The organism is Kitasatospora sp. NPDC001664 (genome assembly GCF_053596675.1).
Genome location: NZ_JBSFGS010000037.1, coordinates 1 through 18745 on the forward strand (window position 1 = coordinate 1; position 18745 = coordinate 18745).

At 75.0% G+C, this 18745-nt stretch carries 18 protein-coding genes; 11 read left to right on the top strand and 7 right to left on the bottom strand.

What is annotated here, in order from left to right:
- A partial coding sequence (locus ACWCYY_RS35185) for an SAM-dependent methyltransferase (protein WP_449798382.1) occupies nt 1-214 on the bottom strand: 214 nt, incomplete at its 3' end.
- A 198-nt stretch (nt 215-412) separates the two neighbouring features.
- On the opposite strand from ACWCYY_RS35185, the gene ACWCYY_RS35190 reads away from it, so the two are divergent.
- The 5 genes from ACWCYY_RS35190 (at nt 413) to ACWCYY_RS35210 (ending at nt 5125) form a co-directional block, all read left to right on the top strand.
- Complete coding sequence (locus tag ACWCYY_RS35190) at nt 413-1012, top strand: TetR/AcrR family transcriptional regulator (RefSeq protein WP_380149819.1); 600 nt, start codon at nt 413-415, stop codon at nt 1010-1012.
- A gap of 14 nt (nt 1013-1026) precedes the next feature.
- Nucleotides 1027-2403 carry an MFS transporter gene (locus tag ACWCYY_RS35195; protein WP_380149821.1) on the top strand — a complete coding sequence of 459 codons (1377 nt, stop codon included), beginning with the start codon at nt 1027-1029 and terminating at the stop codon, nt 2401-2403.
- Nucleotides 2400-3866 carry a pyridoxal phosphate-dependent decarboxylase family protein gene (locus ACWCYY_RS35200; protein WP_449798383.1) on the top strand — a complete coding sequence of 489 codons (1467 nt, stop codon included), beginning with the start codon at nt 2400-2402 and terminating at the stop codon, nt 3864-3866. The genes ACWCYY_RS35195 and ACWCYY_RS35200 overlap by 4 nt, the downstream gene beginning before the upstream one ends.
- 80 nt (nt 3867-3946) lie before the next feature.
- Nucleotides 3947-4312, top strand: coding sequence for a hypothetical protein (locus ACWCYY_RS35205; RefSeq protein WP_345280519.1), 366 nt, complete (start codon nt 3947-3949; stop codon nt 4310-4312).
- Between the two features lie 363 nt (nt 4313-4675).
- Nucleotides 4676-5125 carry a VanZ family protein gene (locus ACWCYY_RS35210; protein WP_345280521.1) on the top strand — a complete coding sequence of 150 codons (450 nt, stop codon included), beginning with the start codon at nt 4676-4678 and terminating at the stop codon, nt 5123-5125.
- Nucleotides 5126-5300: 175 nt separating this feature from the next.
- On the opposite strand, the gene ACWCYY_RS35215 is transcribed toward ACWCYY_RS35210, so the two are convergent.
- Entirely contained in the window at nt 5301-5801 is a 501-nt protein-coding gene (locus ACWCYY_RS35215; protein ID WP_449798384.1) for a nucleotidyltransferase domain-containing protein, read from the bottom strand.
- Between the two features lie 441 nt (nt 5802-6242).
- Between ACWCYY_RS35215 and ACWCYY_RS35220 the strand changes: the two genes are divergently transcribed.
- Nucleotides 6243-7517, top strand: a complete 1275-nt coding sequence (locus ACWCYY_RS35220) for a ThuA domain-containing protein (RefSeq protein ID WP_449798385.1) — start codon at nt 6243-6245, stop codon at nt 7515-7517.
- Between the two features lie 67 nt (nt 7518-7584).
- On the opposite strand, the gene ACWCYY_RS35225 is transcribed toward ACWCYY_RS35220, so the two are convergent.
- Nucleotides 7585-10572 carry a LuxR C-terminal-related transcriptional regulator gene (locus ACWCYY_RS35225; protein ID WP_449798386.1) on the bottom strand — a complete coding sequence of 996 codons (2988 nt, stop codon included), beginning with the start codon at nt 10570-10572 and terminating at the stop codon, nt 7585-7587.
- Nucleotides 10573-10858: 286 nt separating this feature from the next.
- Between ACWCYY_RS35225 and ACWCYY_RS35230 the strand changes: the two genes are divergently transcribed.
- The gene (locus ACWCYY_RS35230; protein WP_449798387.1) at nt 10859-11662 is read left to right on the top strand and encodes a DUF6426 family protein; all 804 of its coding nucleotides are present in this window, start codon (nt 10859-10861) and stop codon (nt 11660-11662) included.
- Between the two features lie 130 nt (nt 11663-11792).
- On the opposite strand, the gene ACWCYY_RS35235 is transcribed toward ACWCYY_RS35230, so the two are convergent.
- The 3 genes from ACWCYY_RS35235 to ACWCYY_RS35245 are packed head-to-tail and all read right to left on the bottom strand — an operon-like array spanning nt 11793 to nt 15255.
- Nucleotides 11793-12593: a phosphatase PAP2 family protein gene (locus tag ACWCYY_RS35235; RefSeq protein ID WP_380149822.1), complete on the bottom strand. Its 801-nt coding sequence runs from the start codon at nt 12591-12593 to the stop codon at nt 11793-11795.
- A complete protein-coding gene (locus ACWCYY_RS35240; RefSeq protein WP_449798388.1) occupies nt 12590-13534 on the bottom strand; it encodes a YihY/virulence factor BrkB family protein in 945 nt (314 codons plus the stop codon). The genes ACWCYY_RS35235 and ACWCYY_RS35240 overlap by 4 nt, the downstream gene beginning before the upstream one ends.
- A complete protein-coding gene (locus ACWCYY_RS35245) occupies nt 13534-15255 on the bottom strand; it encodes a diacylglycerol kinase family protein (RefSeq protein WP_449798389.1) in 1722 nt (573 codons plus the stop codon). The genes ACWCYY_RS35240 and ACWCYY_RS35245 overlap by 1 nt, the downstream gene beginning before the upstream one ends.
- Nucleotides 15256-15435: 180 nt before the next feature.
- Between ACWCYY_RS35245 and ACWCYY_RS35250 the strand changes: the two genes are divergently transcribed.
- From ACWCYY_RS35250 to ACWCYY_RS35260, 3 genes are all read left to right on the top strand, one after another.
- A complete protein-coding gene (locus ACWCYY_RS35250; RefSeq protein ID WP_345288918.1) occupies nt 15436-16653 on the top strand; it encodes a phospholipase D-like domain-containing protein in 1218 nt (405 codons plus the stop codon).
- Nucleotides 16654-16782: 129 nt separating this feature from the next.
- Nucleotides 16783-16962, top strand: a complete 180-nt coding sequence (locus tag ACWCYY_RS35255; protein ID WP_345288919.1) for a hypothetical protein — start codon at nt 16783-16785, stop codon at nt 16960-16962.
- Between the two features lie 106 nt (nt 16963-17068).
- On the top strand, nt 17069-17488 hold the full coding sequence (locus ACWCYY_RS35260) for an SsgA family sporulation/cell division regulator (protein WP_345288920.1): 420 nt from the start codon (nt 17069-17071) through the stop codon (nt 17486-17488).
- Nucleotides 17489-17555: 67 nt separating this feature from the next.
- Here the strand turns inward: ACWCYY_RS35260 and ACWCYY_RS35265 are convergent, their stop codons facing one another.
- On the bottom strand, nt 17556-18089 hold the full coding sequence (locus ACWCYY_RS35265; RefSeq protein WP_449798390.1) for a GNAT family N-acetyltransferase: 534 nt from the start codon (nt 18087-18089) through the stop codon (nt 17556-17558).
- A 72-nt stretch (nt 18090-18161) separates the two neighbouring features.
- Here ACWCYY_RS35265 and ACWCYY_RS35270 point away from each other — a divergent pair, with 72 nt between their 5' ends.
- Entirely contained in the window at nt 18162-18743 is a 582-nt protein-coding gene (locus ACWCYY_RS35270; protein ID WP_345288923.1) for a TetR/AcrR family transcriptional regulator, read from the top strand.
- Nucleotides 18744-18745 lie beyond the last annotated feature (2 nt).

An 18745-nucleotide genomic window follows, 5' to 3' on the forward strand; every position in this document is an offset into this window, starting at 1 on the left:
CGAGGAACCTGCGGTTCTCCCGGGCCATGACCTTGATGCTGGGGATGGCCTGCTCGAAGGCCTCGCCGAGAGCGCGGTCCGGCGGGAAGTTCGTCTTGCCGCCGAGCCAGTAGTCGTACATCCGCGCCGAGTGCGGGACATCGATGCGCAGGTCCACCCGCTCGATCGCCGGACCCTCCAGCCCGCGCTTCATCCACTCGATGTCGTCCGGCATCTCATCCACTCCTGTTCGACCCATTGCTTCGACCCCTGACGGGTTGTCAGGAGCGCATCCTAGTGGGCGCTTTCGAACAGCGGACACGGTGGTGACGAAGTGGTGGCCGGCGCTCGCCCCGGACCGGGGCCCCGAGCGGGTGGCTTCCTCTCCATCAAACGATTGATTGATGGCCCCGGTGCCCGTACGCTCACGGCCATGTCCCAGCACCGGAGTACGGCTGACACCAGCCGAGAGCGCATCATCGCGGCGGCGACCACGCTGTTCGCGGAGCACGGCTACGACGGCACCGCGACGCGGACCATCGCAGCGGCGGCCGGGTTGAACATCGCGACGGTGGCCTACCACGTCGGCAACAAGGCGGACCTGTACCGCGAAGTGATGCGGCTGGCGCACGAGGCGGAGCAGTCGGCCGTCGCGGACGCGCTGGCGGCGTTCGCGCGGGACGTGGCGGCTGACCCGGCCGCGGCCGCGGCGGCGTTCGCCGACCGGTACCTGGACTTCTGCCTGGAGCAACCGCACGTCCCGGCGCTGTGGATGCGGCGCTGGCTGGCGGACGCGGCCGAGTTCGCCGAACTGGAGGAGCTCTACGCCCGACCGCTGCTGGAGTCGGTGCGCGACGCCCTGACGGCGGCGCTGCCCGGGCTGGAGGAGGACCGGGCGGAGCTGACGGTGTGGACGGTGCTGTGGACCACGCACGGCTTCTGCCGGTCGGTGATCCGCCCGCAGGTGCCGCGCTTCCGGGCCCACCTGCGGGCCCTGGTGGTCAGGGAACTGGATCTGGGAGGGACACCGTGAGCGGCCCCGGGCCCATGAGCGGCCCCGGGTCCGGCCCCGGGTCCGGCCTCGGGCGCCGGGAGCTCGCGGCGTACGCGCTCGGGTCGGTGGGCACGGGCGTCTACTCGACGGTGCCGGGACTGCTGCTGCTCTACTTCATGACGGACGCGCTGGGCGTGCCGGCCGCGGTGGCGGGCCTGGTGGTCGCGCTGCCGAAGGTCTGGGACGCGGTGCTCAACCCGATGGTGGGAGCGGCCAGCGACCGCGAGGCACTGCGCACCGGCCGCCGGACGCGGATCCTGGCGGCGGGCACGGCGGCCCTGCCGGTGGCCTTCGCGGCGATGTTCCTGACGCCGATGACCGGCGCGGGCGCGGCGGCCTGGGTCGCGGTCGCCTTCGTCCTGGCGTCGAGCGCGTTCTCGCTGTTCCAGGTGCCGTACGTGGCGCTGCCGGCCGAGATGTCGGACCGGCCCGAGGTGCGGACCAGGATCATGGTCTGGCGGATCGTCTGCCTGACCGTCGGCATCCTGGTCGCGGGCGGGCTGGCCCCGGCGGTGGTCTCCCTGGCCGGCGGCGGCCGGGCCGGGTACGCGGTGATGGGCCTGGTGGTGGCGGCGCTGCTGCTGGTGACGCTGCTGGTGCCGACCCTGGGCGCACGCCGGGTGGTGTCCCGGCCCGGCCCCGAACCGCTGGGCCTGACGGGCGCGCTGCGCACCGCCAGGGGCAACCGGGCGTTCTTCGCGCTGCTCCTCGCCTTCGTGCTGCAGGCCGCCGCAGTGGCGATCATGCTGGCGGCCGCGCCGTACGCGGCCACCTACTGGCTCGGCGGGTACCGGCTGACCTCGGTGCTGTTCGTCTGCCTGGTGGCGCCCAGCGCGGTGGCGGTCCCGCTGTGGGGGAGGGCCGCCGCCCGCTGGGGGCGGCTGCGGTGCCTGACCGCGGCGACGGCGCTGTTCGTGGCGGCCGCCGCGGCGCTGTGGCCGGCCGCCGGCCGTGGTGGAGCGCAGGTCGGCGCGGTGCTGGCGCTGTGCGCGGTGCTGGGGGTGGCGTACGCCGCCCTACAGGTGCTGCCGCTGTCGCTGCTGCCGGACACCGTGCACGCGGATGCGGCCAGGACCGGGCGGCTGCAGTCCGGCGCGTTCACCGGACTGTGGACCGCCGGTGAGACGGCGGGCCTGGCCGCCGGGCCGGGCCTGTTCTCGCTCGCCCTGGCCGCCGCCGGCTTCGTCGCCTCCACCACCGACCATCCGGTGGCGCAGACCGACACCGCGCGGGCCGGTGTCCTGCTCGGCTTCAGCCTCGTCCCGGCAGTCCTGATGCTGCTCTCCCTCCCCGCGCTGCGCGCCTACGGCCGGCGCCGCTCCACCGTCACCACACCCCTGTCGACCCCCGAAACGGAGCACGTCGCATGACCGCCACCCACCCCGGCCTGCCGCAGAGCGGCCGTCCCACCGAGGAGCTGCTCGCCGAGCTGCGCGCGCTGACCGCCGCCGACCTGCCCACCCGGGGCGGGAAGACCACCGCGTACACCTACGACGCGGGCCGGCCCGAGGTCCGGGAGGCCGCGGCGCAGGCGTACCTGGCGATGCTGGAGGTCAACGGCCTGGACCCGACCGCCTTTCCGAGCATCGTGGTGCTGGAGCGGCAGGTGGTCGGCGCGACCGCGTCCCGGCTCGGCGGGGACGACACCACCCCGGGCATCTTCACCAGCGGCGGCACCGAGTCGATCATCCTGGCGGTGAAGGCGGCGCGGGACTCCCGGCCGGACGTCACCGAGCCCGAGATCGTGGTCCCCGCGACCGCGCACGCCGCCTTCCACAAGGCGGGCCGCTACCTGCGGGTCAAGGTGACGGTGGTGCCGGTCGACCCGACGACCTTCCGGGCGGTGCCGGAGGCGATGGCCGCCGCGTGCACCGACCGGACGGTGCTGGTGGTCGCCTCGGCGCCCTCGTACGCGCACGGCGTGGTCGACCCGGTGGGCCGGATCGCCGCCGACGCCGCCGGGCGCGGCATACCGTGCCACGTGGACGCGTGCGTGGGCGGCTGGCTGCTGCCCTGGCTCGCCGAGGCGGGCGCCGCGGTGCCGGCCTTCGACCTCTCGGTGCCCGGGGTGACCTCGCTCTCCTGCGACCTGCACAAGTTCGGCTACGCGCCGAAGGGTGCCTCGGTGGTGCTGTTCCGGGACCAGCCGATGCGGCTGGCCGCGTACTACGCCTGTGCCCAGTGGCCCGGGTACCCGGTGGTCAACTCGACGGTGCAGAGCAGCAAGGGAGCCGGTCCGCTCGCCGGTGCCTGGGCCACCCTGCAGGCCCTCGGGGCGGACGGCTACCGGGAGTTGGGGCGCGCCGCGCTGGCCGCCACCCGGCGGCTGGTGGCCGGGGTCACGGAGATCGAGGGCCTGCGGGTGCTCGGCGAGCCGGAGGCGACGCTGGTCGCCATCGGCGCCGACCCGGACGCCCCGCTGGACCTGTGGGAGCTGGCGGACGAGTCCCGGGCACGCGGGTACTTCCTGCAGCCGCAGCTGAGCGTGGACGGGCTGCCGGCCAGCCTGCACCTGACCCTCACCGGGGTCAGCGAGCAGGGGGTCGACGGGCTGCTGGAGGCGCTGCGCGAGAGTGCGGCGGCGGTGCGCGGACGGGGGCCGGTGGAGGCACCGCACGACCTCGTGGCGCTGCTCGACCAGCTGGACTTCGCGGAGCTCGACGACGCGACCTTCGCGGCGCTGCTCCCGGCCACCGGCCTCGACCTGTCCGGCGACGGCGCCGCCCGGATGGCGGGCGTCAACCGGCTGCTGGACGCGCTCGCGCCGGTCCGGCGCGACCAACTGACGACCCGTTTCCTGTCCGCGCTCTACAGCCCGCACCTGGGCGGCTGACGGCTCCGCGCGGGTGGGCGGCTCGCCGTCCGCCCGCCGCCGGCACGCGTCCGACGGCGGCCGGGTCGCTCGCCGGGACCGTGGACGACCCGATCGGGTTTCGCGCGGCGCCGAGCGGTCACACGCACGTCATGGGCAACTACGTGATCACCGTTCCGGGAACGGTTCCGCACCCGCTGGAAGGAGCGGCGCGCAGCCGGCTGCTGGCCGTCGTGCGCGGCGCTGACCCGAGCGAGGTCGGCGAAGCGGTACCCGAGCTCGACGTCCTGACCCTGGACGAGTCCGAAGGGACGTTCGTGCTACGGCTGGAGGTCGAGGCCGACGACCGCGCCGCCGCGGGCACGGCGGCGACGGACCTGGCGGAGCGTGCCTTCGCCGCCGCGGGCTACCCACCGGGCACGGTGAGCATCGGTGCTCCGGTGGTCACCGGCATCGACGTCGGCTGAGGGTGTCCGCGGCTCTCGCGTGAGTGCGCGCCGTGCGGGTAGGCGATGGCCCTCAGCGGTGTGCGGCAGGAGAGGGGAATCGAACCGATGGCGGTCAGAGGGGTAGGCAGGGGCAGACGGCGGCCGGCGGGCAGGGGTGTCGACACGGGTGAGGAGACGACGGCCGGCCACGCGCGGGACGCGGCGGATCACGGCACGGCGCGGCGAGTCGTCGCGGACGGGGAGAGCGCGGATCGGGAAGGCCGGGCACCGGGCCGCGGGCGTCGGTGGGCGGCGGTCGCGGCCCGGTGGCTCGTCCTCGTCGCCGCCTTCCTGGCTTCCGTCGCCTTCGCCGCGGCGCTGGCCCGCGTCACCTTGATTCCCGTGCCCGGGGCGGTCGGCCAGGTGCACAGCAACCTTCGGCCGGGCGACTCGCTGCGCCACTACCTGCTGCACGCCACCACGCTCGACGCAGCCCGGCAGGTGGGCGGGAACGTCCTGCTGGGCGCACCGTTCGGGCTGCTCCTGCCGGTGCTCTGGCCGAAGGCCCGCGGTCTGTTCCGGGTCCTGCTGCGCACGGCGGCGTTGATGCTGCTGGTCGAACTGGTCCAAGGAGCGCTCATCACCGGCCGCGCCTTCGACGTCGACGACATCATCCTGAACACGGCCGGTGCCGTCCTCGGCTACCTCCTGCTGGGACGCAGACTCGTCCGGGTCGTCCGGCGCGGCCGGACACCGGACGCCCCGGCTCCGCGACAGCCGGGTCGGCTCGTCCCTCGCAGGCAACCGGCCCGTGCCGCCGCCGAACCGGGCGCGGAGCCGGGGCTGGGTTAGGGCGGCACCGTCACGTGCGGCGGCGGGCCTCCAGCTGAGGGGGGCGAAGGTGTGGGCCTCCTCCGGCCGGAGGGCCTCCTCCGGCCGGAGGCCCCGCCGGTCGGTCCGCGACCCGGGTCCCACGGTGGGTCTCCACGTCGCTCGGGGCGCGGGCATCAGCGCTGTCGACGGTCCGTCAGGCGCGGCCGGTGCCTGGAGGCGGGTCGTCGGTCAGGGTGTGGAGGAGGGCGATGTCGTGGTGGTCGACCTCGCGGAGTGTGTAGCCGGTGCGGAAGGTCAGTTGCCGGGCGGCTGAGAGGCAGGGGATCGTGCGGCCCCGGAGGGTGCCGGTGGCGAAGGCCTCACGGGGGTAGTGGAAGTAGCCGTCGTGGAGGTCGGACTGGCGGCCTGCGCCGGTGGTGTCGAAGTGGACCGGGTGGAGGTCGACCCAGCGCCGGCCGGGGGCGGCGAGCTCGACCCGGGCGGGGCGTTGGTCGGTCTCGATCCGGTAGCCGTGGGCGGCCAGTGCCGTGATGGCGGCGGCCTCGCGGGTGGCGTCGAGGGCGAGGTCGAGGTCGCGGTGCTCGCGGGTCTGACGGCCCACCAGGACGTCGACGCCCCAGCCGCCGGCGACCCAGCACGGGGCCTCGGTGGAGTGCAGGGCGTCGAGCACGTCGAAGAGGTCGGTGATGTTCATCTCCGCCATCCGAACCGAGATGCGGCCTGCACGCAAGCGAGTTGTGGCAGGGCGGTGGCTCGCGCGATCCGTGGCGGGGTGATGCGGCGGTGCGCGGCGGCGGTGCGGCACCCGGGCTGTGGGGTCACCTCCCGAACGCGGGCAGCCGTCGTCGGTCCACCCCCAGGGTGGTGTCGAGCACCCGTGACACCGTGCGGGACCGGTTCCGGTGCGGAGGTTCCGAGTGAAGCGGCCCACGATCAAGCCGTCAAGACTTCACGCCGGACCTGATGAATCGTCAGAGAGTCGGCAGGTGACGCCATTTGAGCGTTCAAGAGCCGAACGACCGACGTCTTGACGTGATTGGTTCAGACCTCTAGGTTCCCGGCTCAGGCAAGCACCGAGGCGCACCCCCACTGGCGCCACCACCTCCCGGCCGGCCCCCACCGAAGGAGCAGACCCATGCCGCGCCACACCGTTCCCCGGAGGCTCCCCCACGTCCTCCTGGCCCTGCTCGCCCTCCTGATCGGCCTCCTCGTCCCCGCCGCCCAGCGGGCCCGAGCCGTGCCGCTCGCACCGGACTTCAAGGTCCTCGCGCTCTACAACGGCACCTGGGACGCCGCCCACATCGACTTCGTCAAGGAAGCCAACGACTGGTTCCCCAAGGCCGCGGCGGCCAACAACTTCAGCTACACCGCCAGCACCAACTGGGACCTGCTCGCCAACGGCGGCGTCGACGCGTACAGCGTCGTCCTCTTCCTCGACGACGCCCCCCAGAGCGCGGCCCAACGCGCCGGCTTCGAGCGCTACGTGCGGGGCGGCGGTGCCTGGCTCGGCTTTCACGTCTCCGCGTTCACCACCAACGCCTCCGCCTGGGACTGGTACTACAACCAGTTCCTCGGCAGCGGCAACTTCCGGTCCAACACCTGGGGACCCACCACCGCCGTCCTGCGCACCGAGAACCCCGCGCACCCGGCCGCGGCCTCCCTGCCCGCGACCTGGACCTCCGCGGTGAGCGAGTGGTACGCCTGGTCGAACAACCTGCGGGCGAACCCGAACATCAAGGTCCTGGCCTCCGTCGACGCCTCCGGCTTCCCGCTGGGCACCGACCCCAACCAGTCCTGGTACAGCGGGGACTACCCCATCGTGTGGACCAACACCCAGTACCGGATGCTGTACGCCAACTTCGGCCACAACGCGATGAACTACGCCACCAACACCCGCACTTCGTCCACCTTCGCCTCCGCCACCCAGAACCGCCTGCTGCTCGACGCCCTCAAGTGGCTCGGCAAGGCCCCCGTCGCCACCGACCCCTGGAACAGCCTGGCCTCCCGGGCCAACGGCCTGTGCGTGGACGCCCGGGCCGCCGCGACCGCCAACGGCACCGCGGTCCAGCAGTACACCTGCAACTCCACCACCGCCCAGCACTTCCGCCTCACCGCCACCGACAGCGGCTACGTGCGGCTGGCCGCACGCAACAACCCCGACCAGGTCGTCGACGTCACCGGCGTCTCCGCCGCCGACAACGCCCCGCTGCAACTGTGGACCTACGGCGGCGGCGCCAACCAGCAGTGGCGCCCGGTCACCGAAGCCGGTGGCGGTCAGCACTTCGTCGCCCGGCACAGCGGCAAGTGCCTCACCGTCGCCACCACCGCCGCGACCAACTCCGTCCAGCTCGTCCAGCGCACCTGCGACGACTCCGCCGCCCAGAGCTTCCGCCTCACCGCCCAGCCCTGACCGGCGGCCTCTCGGGGCCGGGCCGGGGCGGGTACACCACCGCTCCGGCCCGGCTGGTGCGCGCCGCTCAGCGGAACTCCGGGTCGGCCGTTGCCCGTTGGAGGCCGGGGCTCGGAGCCGGGCCGAGCACCCGGGCCAGCGCGGTGCGCGAGGATACGCCCAACTTGCGGTAGGCGTTGCCCAGATGGGACTCGACGGTGCGATGGCTGAGGAAGAGGCGCTCGGCGATCTGACGGGAGCGCAGTCCGGCGGCCGCCAGGTCGGCGACCTCGCGTTCGCGATCGCTGAGCGGGGAGCGGACGGTCGGGGGCCCGGGGGCGGCCGCCGGGTGCGGGCCGGGGACCGCGGTGAGGTGGGCACGTAACCGTCCGGCCTTCTCCAGGACCAGGGCCGCCCCGCAGGGCCGGGCGAGTGCCTCGGCCCGCTCCACCATGCCCAGTGCGGCGGCCGGGCCGCGCACGGCAGCCGTCACGGGCGCCGCGGCGATCAGGGTCCAGGCGTGCTGCACGGGCAGCCCACCGGTGCGGAATCCCTCCGCGGCGCGCTCGAACAGCTCCAGGGAGCGGGTGTGCTCCCCGCGTGCCGAGCAGAGCTGGGCGGCGGCCCGGTGCACGCAGGCCCACTGCAGCGGCAGGCCGAGCCGCTCGGCGTCCGCCTCCGCGTCGGCGAGCAGCTGCCCGGCGTGCTCCGCGTCGCCGTCGGCCAGAGCGGCGAGCGCCATCAGGGCGAGCAGCGAGGGCCGGAAGGCCGGCTGCACGTCCGGCAGGCCGGCGCCGCCACCGCCGTCCAGCAGCGTCCGCAGGCAGCCGGCGGCGTCCCCGCCGAGCAGTTGGGCATGGGCCAGCAGGCTGATCGCCGAGGTGGCCCACCAGCCCCGGCCCAGCGCGACGGTGTCCACCGCCCGCGCCGCGAGCGCGACCGCCTCGCCGGCGTGCTCCTGCCCCCGGGACCAGACCAGGGTCATGGCGCGCATCGCGGTCGCCAGCGTCACCACGTCCGGCGCGCCGACCGCCCGGGCCAGCTCCTCCGCCTCTGCGGCCCGCCGCTCCGCCGCGTCGAGCCGGCCCGCCCACTGGTCGATCATGGTCAGACCCAGCAACTGGTGCGCGCGGATGTGCTTCTGGGCACCGCCGGTCGCGGCGTCCAGGCCCCGCAGGAGGTGGCGCCGGGCGTCCGGGAAGCGTTCGAGGTACAGCTCCGCGCAGCCGAGCAGGGTGAGGGTGTCCGGCGTGTGGCCGGCGACCCCGTCCGGCAGCGCGTCCACCAGCGCGGCGCAGCGGGCCACTTCGGCCGCTCCCCGCGCGGTGTCGCCGGAGAAGACGTCGCAGAAGGCGATCAGTACGCGCAGGGCCGTCGACGCGGCGGGCCCGGCCTCGGTCCGCGAGCGGGCGGCCTCCCGCAGCAGCGGGCGGATCCGGTCGTGGGTGCCGCGCAGGACGTGCACCAGCCCGTACTCGTAGACCAGTTCGGTGGCCTCGACCGACAGCACGGCGGGCAGTGGCCGGGGCAGCAGGGCCATCCCGGTGCGGGCGATGGCCTCCGCTTCCTGGTAGCGGCAGAGCAGGCGTTCGGCGGCGGCGCAGAGCGCGTACGCGCGGGGCAGGAGCCGGGACGGCAGCCCCGGGCCCGGGGTGCGGTTGGGTGGGGTGGTCGGTTCGTGGTCCGGTGCGGAGGGTCGGTGGCCGCTCTCGGTGAGGAGGTGGTGGGCGAGGGCGCGTGCCTCGGTCAGGCGTCCGGCGGCGATCAGGGCCCGGCCGTGCGCGAGTTCCCATGCGGCGCGCTCCGGCAGCTCCTGCTCGATGCCGGGGGCGGGCAGGGTGTCCAGGGCGAGGCGGAGCCAGCGGGCCGCGAGTTCGGGGGCCCGGGTGAGGGCCTCGGCGGCTCCTTCGGCGAGGAGGCGGGCCGCCGCGGGCCCGTCGGTGTGTGCCAGGTACTCGGCGTGCCGGGCCCGTTCGAGGGCCGGGGCTCCGCGCTCGACGGCAATCCGCAGAGCCTGCCGGTGGGCGTCCAGCAGCTGGGGCAGCTCGCAGGAGGCGTGCACCACCCGGCCGACGGCCGGATGACGGAACGTCAGTTCCCGTCCCTGGTCCGCCGGGCGGACCAGGTCGGCGCGGAGCAGCTCGGCGCAGGCCGCGAGACCCTCCCGGGCATCGAGCCCGGCGATCCGGGCCGCGTCGGTCGGCCGGAACGTCCGGCCCAGGACGGAGGCGGCCCGCGCGGTGGCCCGGGCCGGTCCGCTCAGCCCGCCGACCTCGGCGAGCAGTGCCGCCGCCTCGCGCGGCAGGGCGTCCTCGTCGTGGCCCGCGCGGTCCGGCCACAGGGCGGGGTCGAAACGGGCCGCGACCAGCAGGCGCAGGTACCCGGGGAGCCCCCTCGACGCGGCGTGCAGGGCCGTCACGGTGTCGCTGCCGCTCCCGCTCGCGGCCCCGTACCGGTCGCCGAGCAGCGCTGCCACTGCCGGCCGGTCGAGAGGGCAGGCCTCCACTCGGAAGACCGTGTCGGTCCGCACGCCGAGGTCGAGTGCCTCCACCAGGGCCGGTGGGCTCTGCCGGGGCCGGTGCACCAGGACCAGTACGAAGGCGGCGCCGGTGGTGCCGGGCGCGACCGGTGCCGGGGGAGTGGTGCGGACGGATGCCGACGGTGCGGATGCCGGGGCCGCCGCGACCGAAGCCGCACGGGCCAGCCGGAGGACCAGTTCCACCGAGGCCGGATCGGCCAGGTGCAGGTCGTCGACCACCAACAGCCCTCCGGAGGCGCGCTGTTGGAGCAGTTCGCACCAGGCGTCGAGGTCGAGGGTGCCGGAGGCCACGGCCGGCCCGACCGTGTCGCGGAAGACCTGGTGGTCGCCCTCGCCCGAGCGGGTCGCCCGCGCCCAGAGCACCGGAATCCCGCGTCGTGCCGCCCGGTCGGCCAGCTCGCAGGCCAACTGGGTCTTGCCCGCGCCCGGTTCGCCGGTGATCTCGACCACGGCCCCCCGGCCGCGCTCCAGACCCTCCAGGGTGGCCACCATCTGCCTTAACTCGGCTTGCCTGCCGACGGTCTGACGGCCCGTCATCGACAACGCCACGACGAACACCCGTCCTCTCCGCGGCCACCGGCCGCTCCGGGCCGCCGCTCTCCCGGAGCGCCGCCTCCCCCTGCTCGATTCGTGCCCAACGTAGTGCGCGGCACTGACGGCGGTCCGGTGCGCCGTCCGTCCGCCCGGCCGTCTCCCCGGCCCAGGCTCCGTATCCGCTTGCGTAGTTCTACGGCTGCCCGGGGCCGGACCGCCGGGAAGACTGCCGTGTCGTCGGGCCGAGACCCGGTCCGACGATCCGTTCACCCCCGACTTGGGAGAGACCGTGAAGTTGCGATCCATGGCGACGGCGGCCGTACTCGGCGCCGTCGTCCTCACCGCGGTGCCCGCCGTGGCCATCCCCACCGCCGCGTACGCCTGTGACGGTTCCGTGCTGTGCCAGGACGAGGACCCGTACGACGACGGAAACGGCGGTGGCGGCTCGGGCGGTGGTGGCGGTGCTGGGGGCGGCGGTGAGTGGGGTGACCCCGGCGGCGACAGTGGCGGTGGGTCGGGCGGCGACTCGAGCGACCCGGGGGACGGCGGGGGCAGCGCGCCGGACGGCGGCGGGCCGGTGACGGAGGTTCCGGACGGCTCGATCGGCCAGCCGATCGACGCGACCCTTCCCCAGGTCGTGGTCACCGGATACGCCAACCTCCCGGTCACCCCTGCGGGCCCGGGCATTCCGGTGGCGTCGCCGAGCAGCGGTTCGGGCCCGCTGTTCACCATGTACCGGCAGGGCCGGGTGTGGGACGTCCGGGCGAGCAACTGCTACCGCAACCAGTCCAGTTCCGTCGAGGCCAAGTACAGCCGGGGGGTGACCTACACCGTCACCACCGAGACCAGCGCCAACATCTCCGGGACGGCACTCGAGACGATCACCGCCGCGCTGAACACCAAGCTCAACACCGCCATCACCGAGACCTACAACGAGGAGTTCACGCTCAAGCCGGGCGCGTCCTGGGCCGTGTACGTCGAGTACCAGACCAGCGTCTACGCGATCACCACGCACGACTTCTGGGGCAACTACTCGACCGAGTACGTCAACGTCACCCGGCCCACCGGCGTCGTGAGCGGCCGGGCCTGCTAGCGCCCGGCGTGGGTGGGGGATCGCGGCCCTGAGGGGTCGTCACCCCGGGTGGGAGCGGATCGCGCGAGAAGAACGGGCGCGGTCCGCTCCCACCGCGTCGGCGCGGGGGCCGTCGTCGAGGCGGAACCGGTCACGGTGTCCTCCCACCGGCTTCGGGCGGGCCGTGCCGGGCGAGTTCGGGTTCCAGGCCGTCGGCGAGCGGCGGGGGCACCGCCCGGCCGGTGTCGCGGCGCCAGCCGTCGAAGGCCCAGGCGGTCGCCGCGACCAGGGCCAGGCCGAGCAGCCAGCCGCCGAGCACGTCGCTGACCCAGTGCACGCCCAGGGCGATCCGGGTGAACCCCACCCCGACGACGCTGACCACCGCCGCCGTCCGGGCGGCCCGGAGCGCGCGTCGGCCGAGGACCGGGGTGAGGACCAGCAGCAGGACCGCGCAGCAGGTCGCGGCGGTCATCGCGTGGCCGGAGGGGAACGAGAAGCCCGGGGCGTGCGCCACCGGGTCGGGCAGCGCGGGGCGGGCCCGGGCGACGGCGGCCTTGACGGCCCAGCCGATCAGTCCGGAGGCGGTGACGGTGGCGGCGGCCCAGACGGCGAGCCGCCAGGCACGGCGGTGCAGCAGCCAGCCGACGGCGACCGCGACCAGCAGACGGAGCGTCAGCGGATCCCACACGCCCTCGCTGAGCACGCGCAGCGCGGTGCGGGCGGCGGGGTGGTCGCGCACGGCGGTGTGCAGACGCTCGGCGGCGGCCGCATCGAGGCGGTGCAGCGGTGGCCAGTTGGCCTCGATCAGCACCAGCAGCAGCGCGGTGGGCACCGCCGCGACGCCGAACGCGGCGACGGCGGCGAACAGGCGCTCGCCGAGCCGCAGGTCCGCGCTGTGCAGGTCCGCGCTGCGGAGGGACGGGCGGCGGTGGCGGAGCAGGCGGCGGATCACGGCAGGCTCCGTTCCGGGTCGGGCAGGACGGGGTCGGGGCGTCCGGTGCGGTCGGCCTCCAGCTGGGCGGCGAAGGCGAGGCCGAGGAACAGGGCGATCGCAGTCAGGTAGGACCAGACCAGGAGCGAGAAGACGGCGCTGAGCGGCCCGTAGACGGCGTCGAAGGAGCCGCTCAGGCGGAGGTAGAGGGTGAGCAGCCAGGTCGCGGTCAGCCAGAGCACCAGGTACGTCCCGGCCCCGAACGCGAGCCAGCTGTAGCCGGGTTGGTTGCGCCGCGGGGCCCGCCGGAAGATCACGGCGGCGGAGGTCAGGGTGAGCAGCAGGCCGACCGGCCAGCGCAGCAGCGTCCAGACGGCGGCGGTGCCGGGACCGAGGCCGAAGACCTCCTGGGCGGCGGCCGCGACCTGCGGGCCGGCGACCAGGACGAGGAAGCCGGTGCCCAGGGGCAGACCCGCTCCGGCGGCCATCAGCAGGCTGCGACCGTACTTGTGGTGGAACGGGCGGTCCCGTTCGATGCCGTAGATGCGGTTCGCGCCGCGCTCGATCTGGGACATCGCGGTGATCAGGTTGGTGAGGGCGAACAGCGCGCCGAACCAGAGCGCGACGGTGCCGCCGGGGTGCGCGCGGCTGCGGTCGAGCACGTCGCCGACCAGGTCGGCGCTGGACTCGGGGACCAGCCGCTCGATGCACGCGGCGACCAGACGGCCGACCGGGCCGCCGTGCAGGGAGGAGGCGAGGCCGACCACGGCGATGGCGAACGGCACCAGGGCCAGCACCACCTGGAAGGCGAGGGCGCGGGCGTGGCTGAAGCCGTCGGCGTAGCGGAAGCGCAGGAAGGCGTCACGGGCCAGCGGCCACCAGGCCCCCCGACGGAGCGTCAGTACGGCTTCGTCGGCGGACAGGTGCTCACGGCCGCGGCCGACCGGGCGGGCGGTTCCCATCAGTGCTCCTCCGTTCGGCTGGACCGGTGGTCGGCGGGAGCGCGGGTGGTCTCCTGCGCGCCCCCGGCGTTCTCCGTGGCGTGCGGGGCCGGGCCGGGCACCCGGACCGTCAGGGCGGCCGGACGGACCGTCAGGGCCAGGACGCGGCCGTCGCCGACCGGATCGCCGTCGCACTCGCGTGGACGGGGACGGTCGGCGGTGAGCTCGATCCGGCGGCCGCGGAGATGCTCTACCGGAGCGGTCGGCCCGGCGTCGCGGCGGGCACCGGTGAGCAGGGAGCGAGCGGCGGCGGCCCAGCCGCGCAGACCGTGCGGCTGCACCAGGACGAGGTCGAGCAGGCCGTCGTCGGGCACGGCGTCGGGCAGCAGACGGACGCCGCCCTGGAGGGTGCCGACGTTGCCGACCACGGCCATCCGGACGTGGCGCCGCACCGGGGTGCCGCCGTCGACGGAGACGGTCAGCGCGAAGTGACGGTCGGTCAGGTGCCGGACCGCGCCGAGCAGGTAGGCGGGCCAGCCGAGGCGCCGCTTCAGGCCCTGGCGGGTGGAGCCCATGACGGCGGCGTCCAGGCCCGTCCCGGCCATGGTGGCGGCGGTCCGGGCGGTCAGGCCGTCGCCCTCGACCCGGATCAGGTCGATCCGGCGGTCCGGTCCGCCGAGCCCGGCGGTCAGCGCCCCGGCCGGGTCGGTCGGCAGGCCGAGGTTGCGGGCCAGCAGGTTGCCGGTGCCGCACGGGACCACCAGCAGGGTGGCGTCCGTACCGGCGAGCGCGTCGGCGCAGGCCGTCACCGTGCCGTCGCCGCCGCAGGCCCCGACCAGCCGGGCCCCGTCGGCGACCGCCCGGGCCGCGGCGGCCCGGCCGGAGTCCTGCGCCGAGCCGGGAAGCAGGCGTGGTGGGAGGTGGCCGTGTGCCGTGACGGCGGCGGCGAGCTGGTCCAGGAGCGCGTCGTCCACGCCCACCGGGTTGTAGACCAGCGCGACGGGGCCGCCCGCGCGGTCGTCGGCCGGTGGGGCGGAGCGGTGCCCAGGGGCGTCGGGTACGGCGGAGCGCCGCTCACCGGCGGACAGGGCCCGCGACACCACCCAGAGCGCGGCCGCGCCGTTCAGCGCACCCGCCACCACGTCGGTGGGGTGGTGCATGCCCCGGTACAGCCGTGAGGCGGCCACCAGCAACGGCACGGTCCAGGCCACCGCGCACACCACGACCCGCCACCGCCCGCCCCCCGCCGCGCGCAGCGCCAGCAGCCCCAGGCCGCCGTACAGCGCGGTCGCGGCGCCGACGTGCCCGGACGGGAAGCTGGAGGTCGGCAGGGCGCCGTCGAGGCGGAGCACCTCCGGCCGGCTCCGGTCGACCAGGTGGGCGGCGGTCACGAAGACGGTGGCCTGGAGCGCCACCGCCCCCGCCAGCAGGGCCGCGCCCCGCCACTGACGCAGGATCAGCACCACGGCGGCGGCGACCGCCGTCACCGCGACGATCGCCGGAGTGAAGGCGAGCGTGGACAGCCAGGCGGAGGCGGTGGTCAGGGCGGGGGAGCGGTGGGCGGCCAGCCAGGCCACCACTCCTCGCTCGCCCGGGTCCCACCACCCGCCCGGCGGGTGGGTGATCACCAGCCCGGCCACGACCAGCACACCCGTCTGGACGGCTGCCGAGCAGGCCACCACGCCGGCCACCGTGCGGGCCGGTGCGCCGATCCGAGCGGAGCGCTCCTGAGTCCTCGTCATGGACGGCGTGTCCCCCGATCTGCGGTTTTCATCCGCTTCCGTTCGCGGCCGGCGTCGCCGGCGGGGTGACGGCGGCCACGGCCCGGCTCCTCGCCCGCCCGGGCGTCGATCGGGCGCGAGCGGGTAGCCGGAGATCCGTCAGCGCCACCAGCGCCCCCCGTCAGGACGGAGCAGACCCCGATGACCACCCAGATCGAAGCCGATCCCGCGACCCCCGTACCCGCCCCGGCCTCCTCGGCGGCCGCCCGCGGACCGCTGCTGCGCCGCCGCCTGGAAGGGCTGCTCGGAATCGCCGCGACCGAGGGGAACCTGCTCAGCCCGCTGCGCAACGGCGACGAGATCTTCCCGGCGATGCTGGAGGCCGTGGACGGCGCCCGGCACACCGTCGACCTGATGACCTTCGTCTACTGGCGCGGCGACATCGCCCGCCGGTTCGCCCGGGCACTGGCCCGCAAGGCGTCCGAGGGCGTGCGGGTGCGGCTCCTGCTGGACGGCTTCGGCAGCCGGCTGATCGAACCGGAACTGATCGACGAGATGGAGCGGTCGGGCGTCCGGATCTCCTGGTTCCGGCGGCCGGTGCGCCTGTCGCCGTTCAAGCAGAACCACCGCTGCCACCGCAAGGTCCTGGTGGTGGACGGCCGGACCGCGTTCACCGGGGGCGTCGGCATCGCCGAGGAGTGGTGCGGCGACGCCCGCCACCCGGGGGAGTGGCGGGACACCCACGTCCGGGTGGTCGGCCCGGCGGTGGACGGCATCGCCGCCGCCTTCGCGCAGAACTGGGCCGAGTGCGCCCCCGGCACGCTGTACGACGAGGCCGACCGGTTCGAGGCGCACGAGCAGCCGGGGGGTGCGGTGGTCCAGGTGGTGCGCGGATCGGCCGCGGTCGGCTGGCAGGACCTCCAGACCCTGATGCGGGTGGTGATCTCCTCCGCCGAACACCGGCTGCGCCTGGCCACGGCGTACTTCGCGCCCGACGACTACTTCGTCGACCTGCTCTGCGAGGCCGCCGGACGCGGCGTCGAGGTCGAACTGCTGGTGCCGGGGCGTCACATGGACAAGCGGGTCTGCCAGTTGGCGGGCGAGCGCCACTTCGGGCGGATGACCGCGTGCGGGGTGACGGTGTGGCAGTACGGGCCGACGATGATGCACGCCAAGGTGCTCACCATGGACGGTGAGATGTCGGTCATCGGCTCGGCCAACTTCAACCGCCGCTCGCTGGACCACGACGAGGAGGTGGTCCTCGCCGTGGTGGACCAGGAGTTCACCGCCCGGCTGGACCGGGACTTCGACCAGGACCTGAACCGCAGTGAGGCCGTCACCGCCACCCGCTGGCACCGCCGCGGCCCGGCCCGCCGTGCCCTGGAGGCGGCCACCGCGCCGATCCGGCACTTCCTCTGACGGGAGGGAGCGGTCCGTCGGCCGGACCGGTGTCCGGATCGGGCGGGAGGGTGAACCGGGGCATCGGTGCCGCGATCGGGGGCAGGAGGAAGGACGTCCGACCGGCCCGGCACGTTGGAGGTTCCGCCCATGATGCTCCTGCTGTTGCTCGCGTTGATCGCCGCCGCCGCCGTCGAGGTGGCCACCGCACCGTACGGGCGTCACCGCGGCGCCCACCGGCTCGTCCCGGTCGAGACCGAGCGCCGGGCCTTCCCCCGTCACCGGCGCCGGGCGGCAGCGTCGGAGGGGCCGGAGACCGGCGGGGCGTGATCGGCGGCCCGCTCCGATGTGTGCTTCCGCGCGGACGGGGCAGCCGCACCTCGAGACGGCGGCCGGGCGGCGAGCGCGGCCGCCCGGCCCGTCCCGAGGGGGAACGTTGAGAGCTTCGCGGACCGTTCTGCAGCGGCTGGACGTACGGGTGCTCAGCAGCCCGTACCCGGAGGTGGTCCTCGCGGGCCGGCTCGCCTACGACCCCGTCGACCCGTACGCCGTGTACTTCGGCGTGGCGGACGCCCACCCGTTCGGGGGCGGCGAGCCGCCGGTGTGCTGGACCTTCGGGCGTGACCTGCTGGAGCGCGGCCGCCGCGAAGCGGTCGGGGAGGGTGACGTACTGATCTCTCCCGCTGCGGACGGCTCGCTCCTGATCGAGCTGCACGGCTGCGCCGGGAGCGCGGTCCTCGCGGTGTCCGGAGCGCAGGTGGAGGCCTTCCTGGCCGACTGCTTCGCGCAGGTCCCGGCCGGCACCGAGAGCGCGCACCTCGACCTGGAGGAGTGCCTGGCCCGGCTGCGGGTCTGAGGGCGGTGGCCCGGGGTGCCCGATGTCCTCCTGCCGGATGCGACCGGTGCGCCCGGGCCCAGGCCCGTCAGGGGGAGTCGGGGTGACGGTCGGCGGTGGGGAGTTCGAGGGTCCAGGTCTGGCCCAGCAGGCCTTGGCCGAAGCCCTCGTGGGGCTTCTCGTCGGTGAGGCGGAAGCCGAAGTGCTGGTAGATCCGGCGGGCGGACAGCAGGTTGTCGGTGGTCCAGAGGGTCACCCGCCGGTAGGCGGAGGCGCGGGCGAAGTGCAGGGCGGTCTCGACCAGGCGGGTGCCGAGGCCGAGGCCCCGGGCGGTCGGGTCGACGAGCAGGACGCGGAGTCTGGCGGTGCCCGGCTGTCCGTCGCCGACGAGCATGACGCAGCCGGCCCGCTCGCCGTCGACCTCCGCGATCCAGGCCTCCTGCGGTGCCGAGGGCGGTGTCGTCGCGTAGTCCGCGACGATCCGGGCGACCAGGGTCTCGAAGGCGGTGCCCCAGCCGAACTGACGGTCGTACAGCTCGCCGTGGGCCATCACGATCCAGCCCAGGTCGCCCGGGTGGTCGGCTCGGCGGAGGGTGACCCGGGGGTCGCGGACCTGTTCCATGAAGACTCTCCGTCGCGGGATCGGCGTGCTCCGTTACTGACACGAGTGTGTCAGTGGCCCTAGACTAGGCCCGTGCCTCCGACCGCCGCAAACCCCTCCCCGCGTCAGACCGAGCTGCTGGAGGCCGCGTACCGCTACTCGCTCCGCCACGGTCTGAACGACCTGTCGCTGCGCCCGCTGGCCGAGGCGATCGGGTCCAGCACCCGGGTCCTGATGTTCCTGTTCGGGACCAAGGACGGGCTCGTGCGGGCGCTGCTGGAGCGGGCCCGCGAGGACGAGCTCGGGCTGCTGGCCGAACTCCGCCGGCCCGAGCGGCCGGTCGGCCTCGCCGAGGCCGCGCGCGGAGTGTGGAGCTGGCTCGCGGCGGAGGAGCACCGGCCGCTGCTGCGCCTGTGGGCCGAGGCGTACGCCCGCTCGCTGGTGAACCCCGACGGCCCGTGGGCGGGATTCGCGCGGAGCACCGTCACCGACTGGCTCGACGTGCTCGCCGACTGCCAGCCGACCGCCGAGCGGGACACCGAGGAGGGTGCCGTCCGCCGCACGCTGACGCTGGCGGTGCTGCGCGGAGCGCTGCTCGACCTGCTCGCCACTGGTGACGAGCAGCGGGTGGGCTCCGCCGTCCACCGGCAGCTGGGCCTGCTGCAGCGGGACTGACG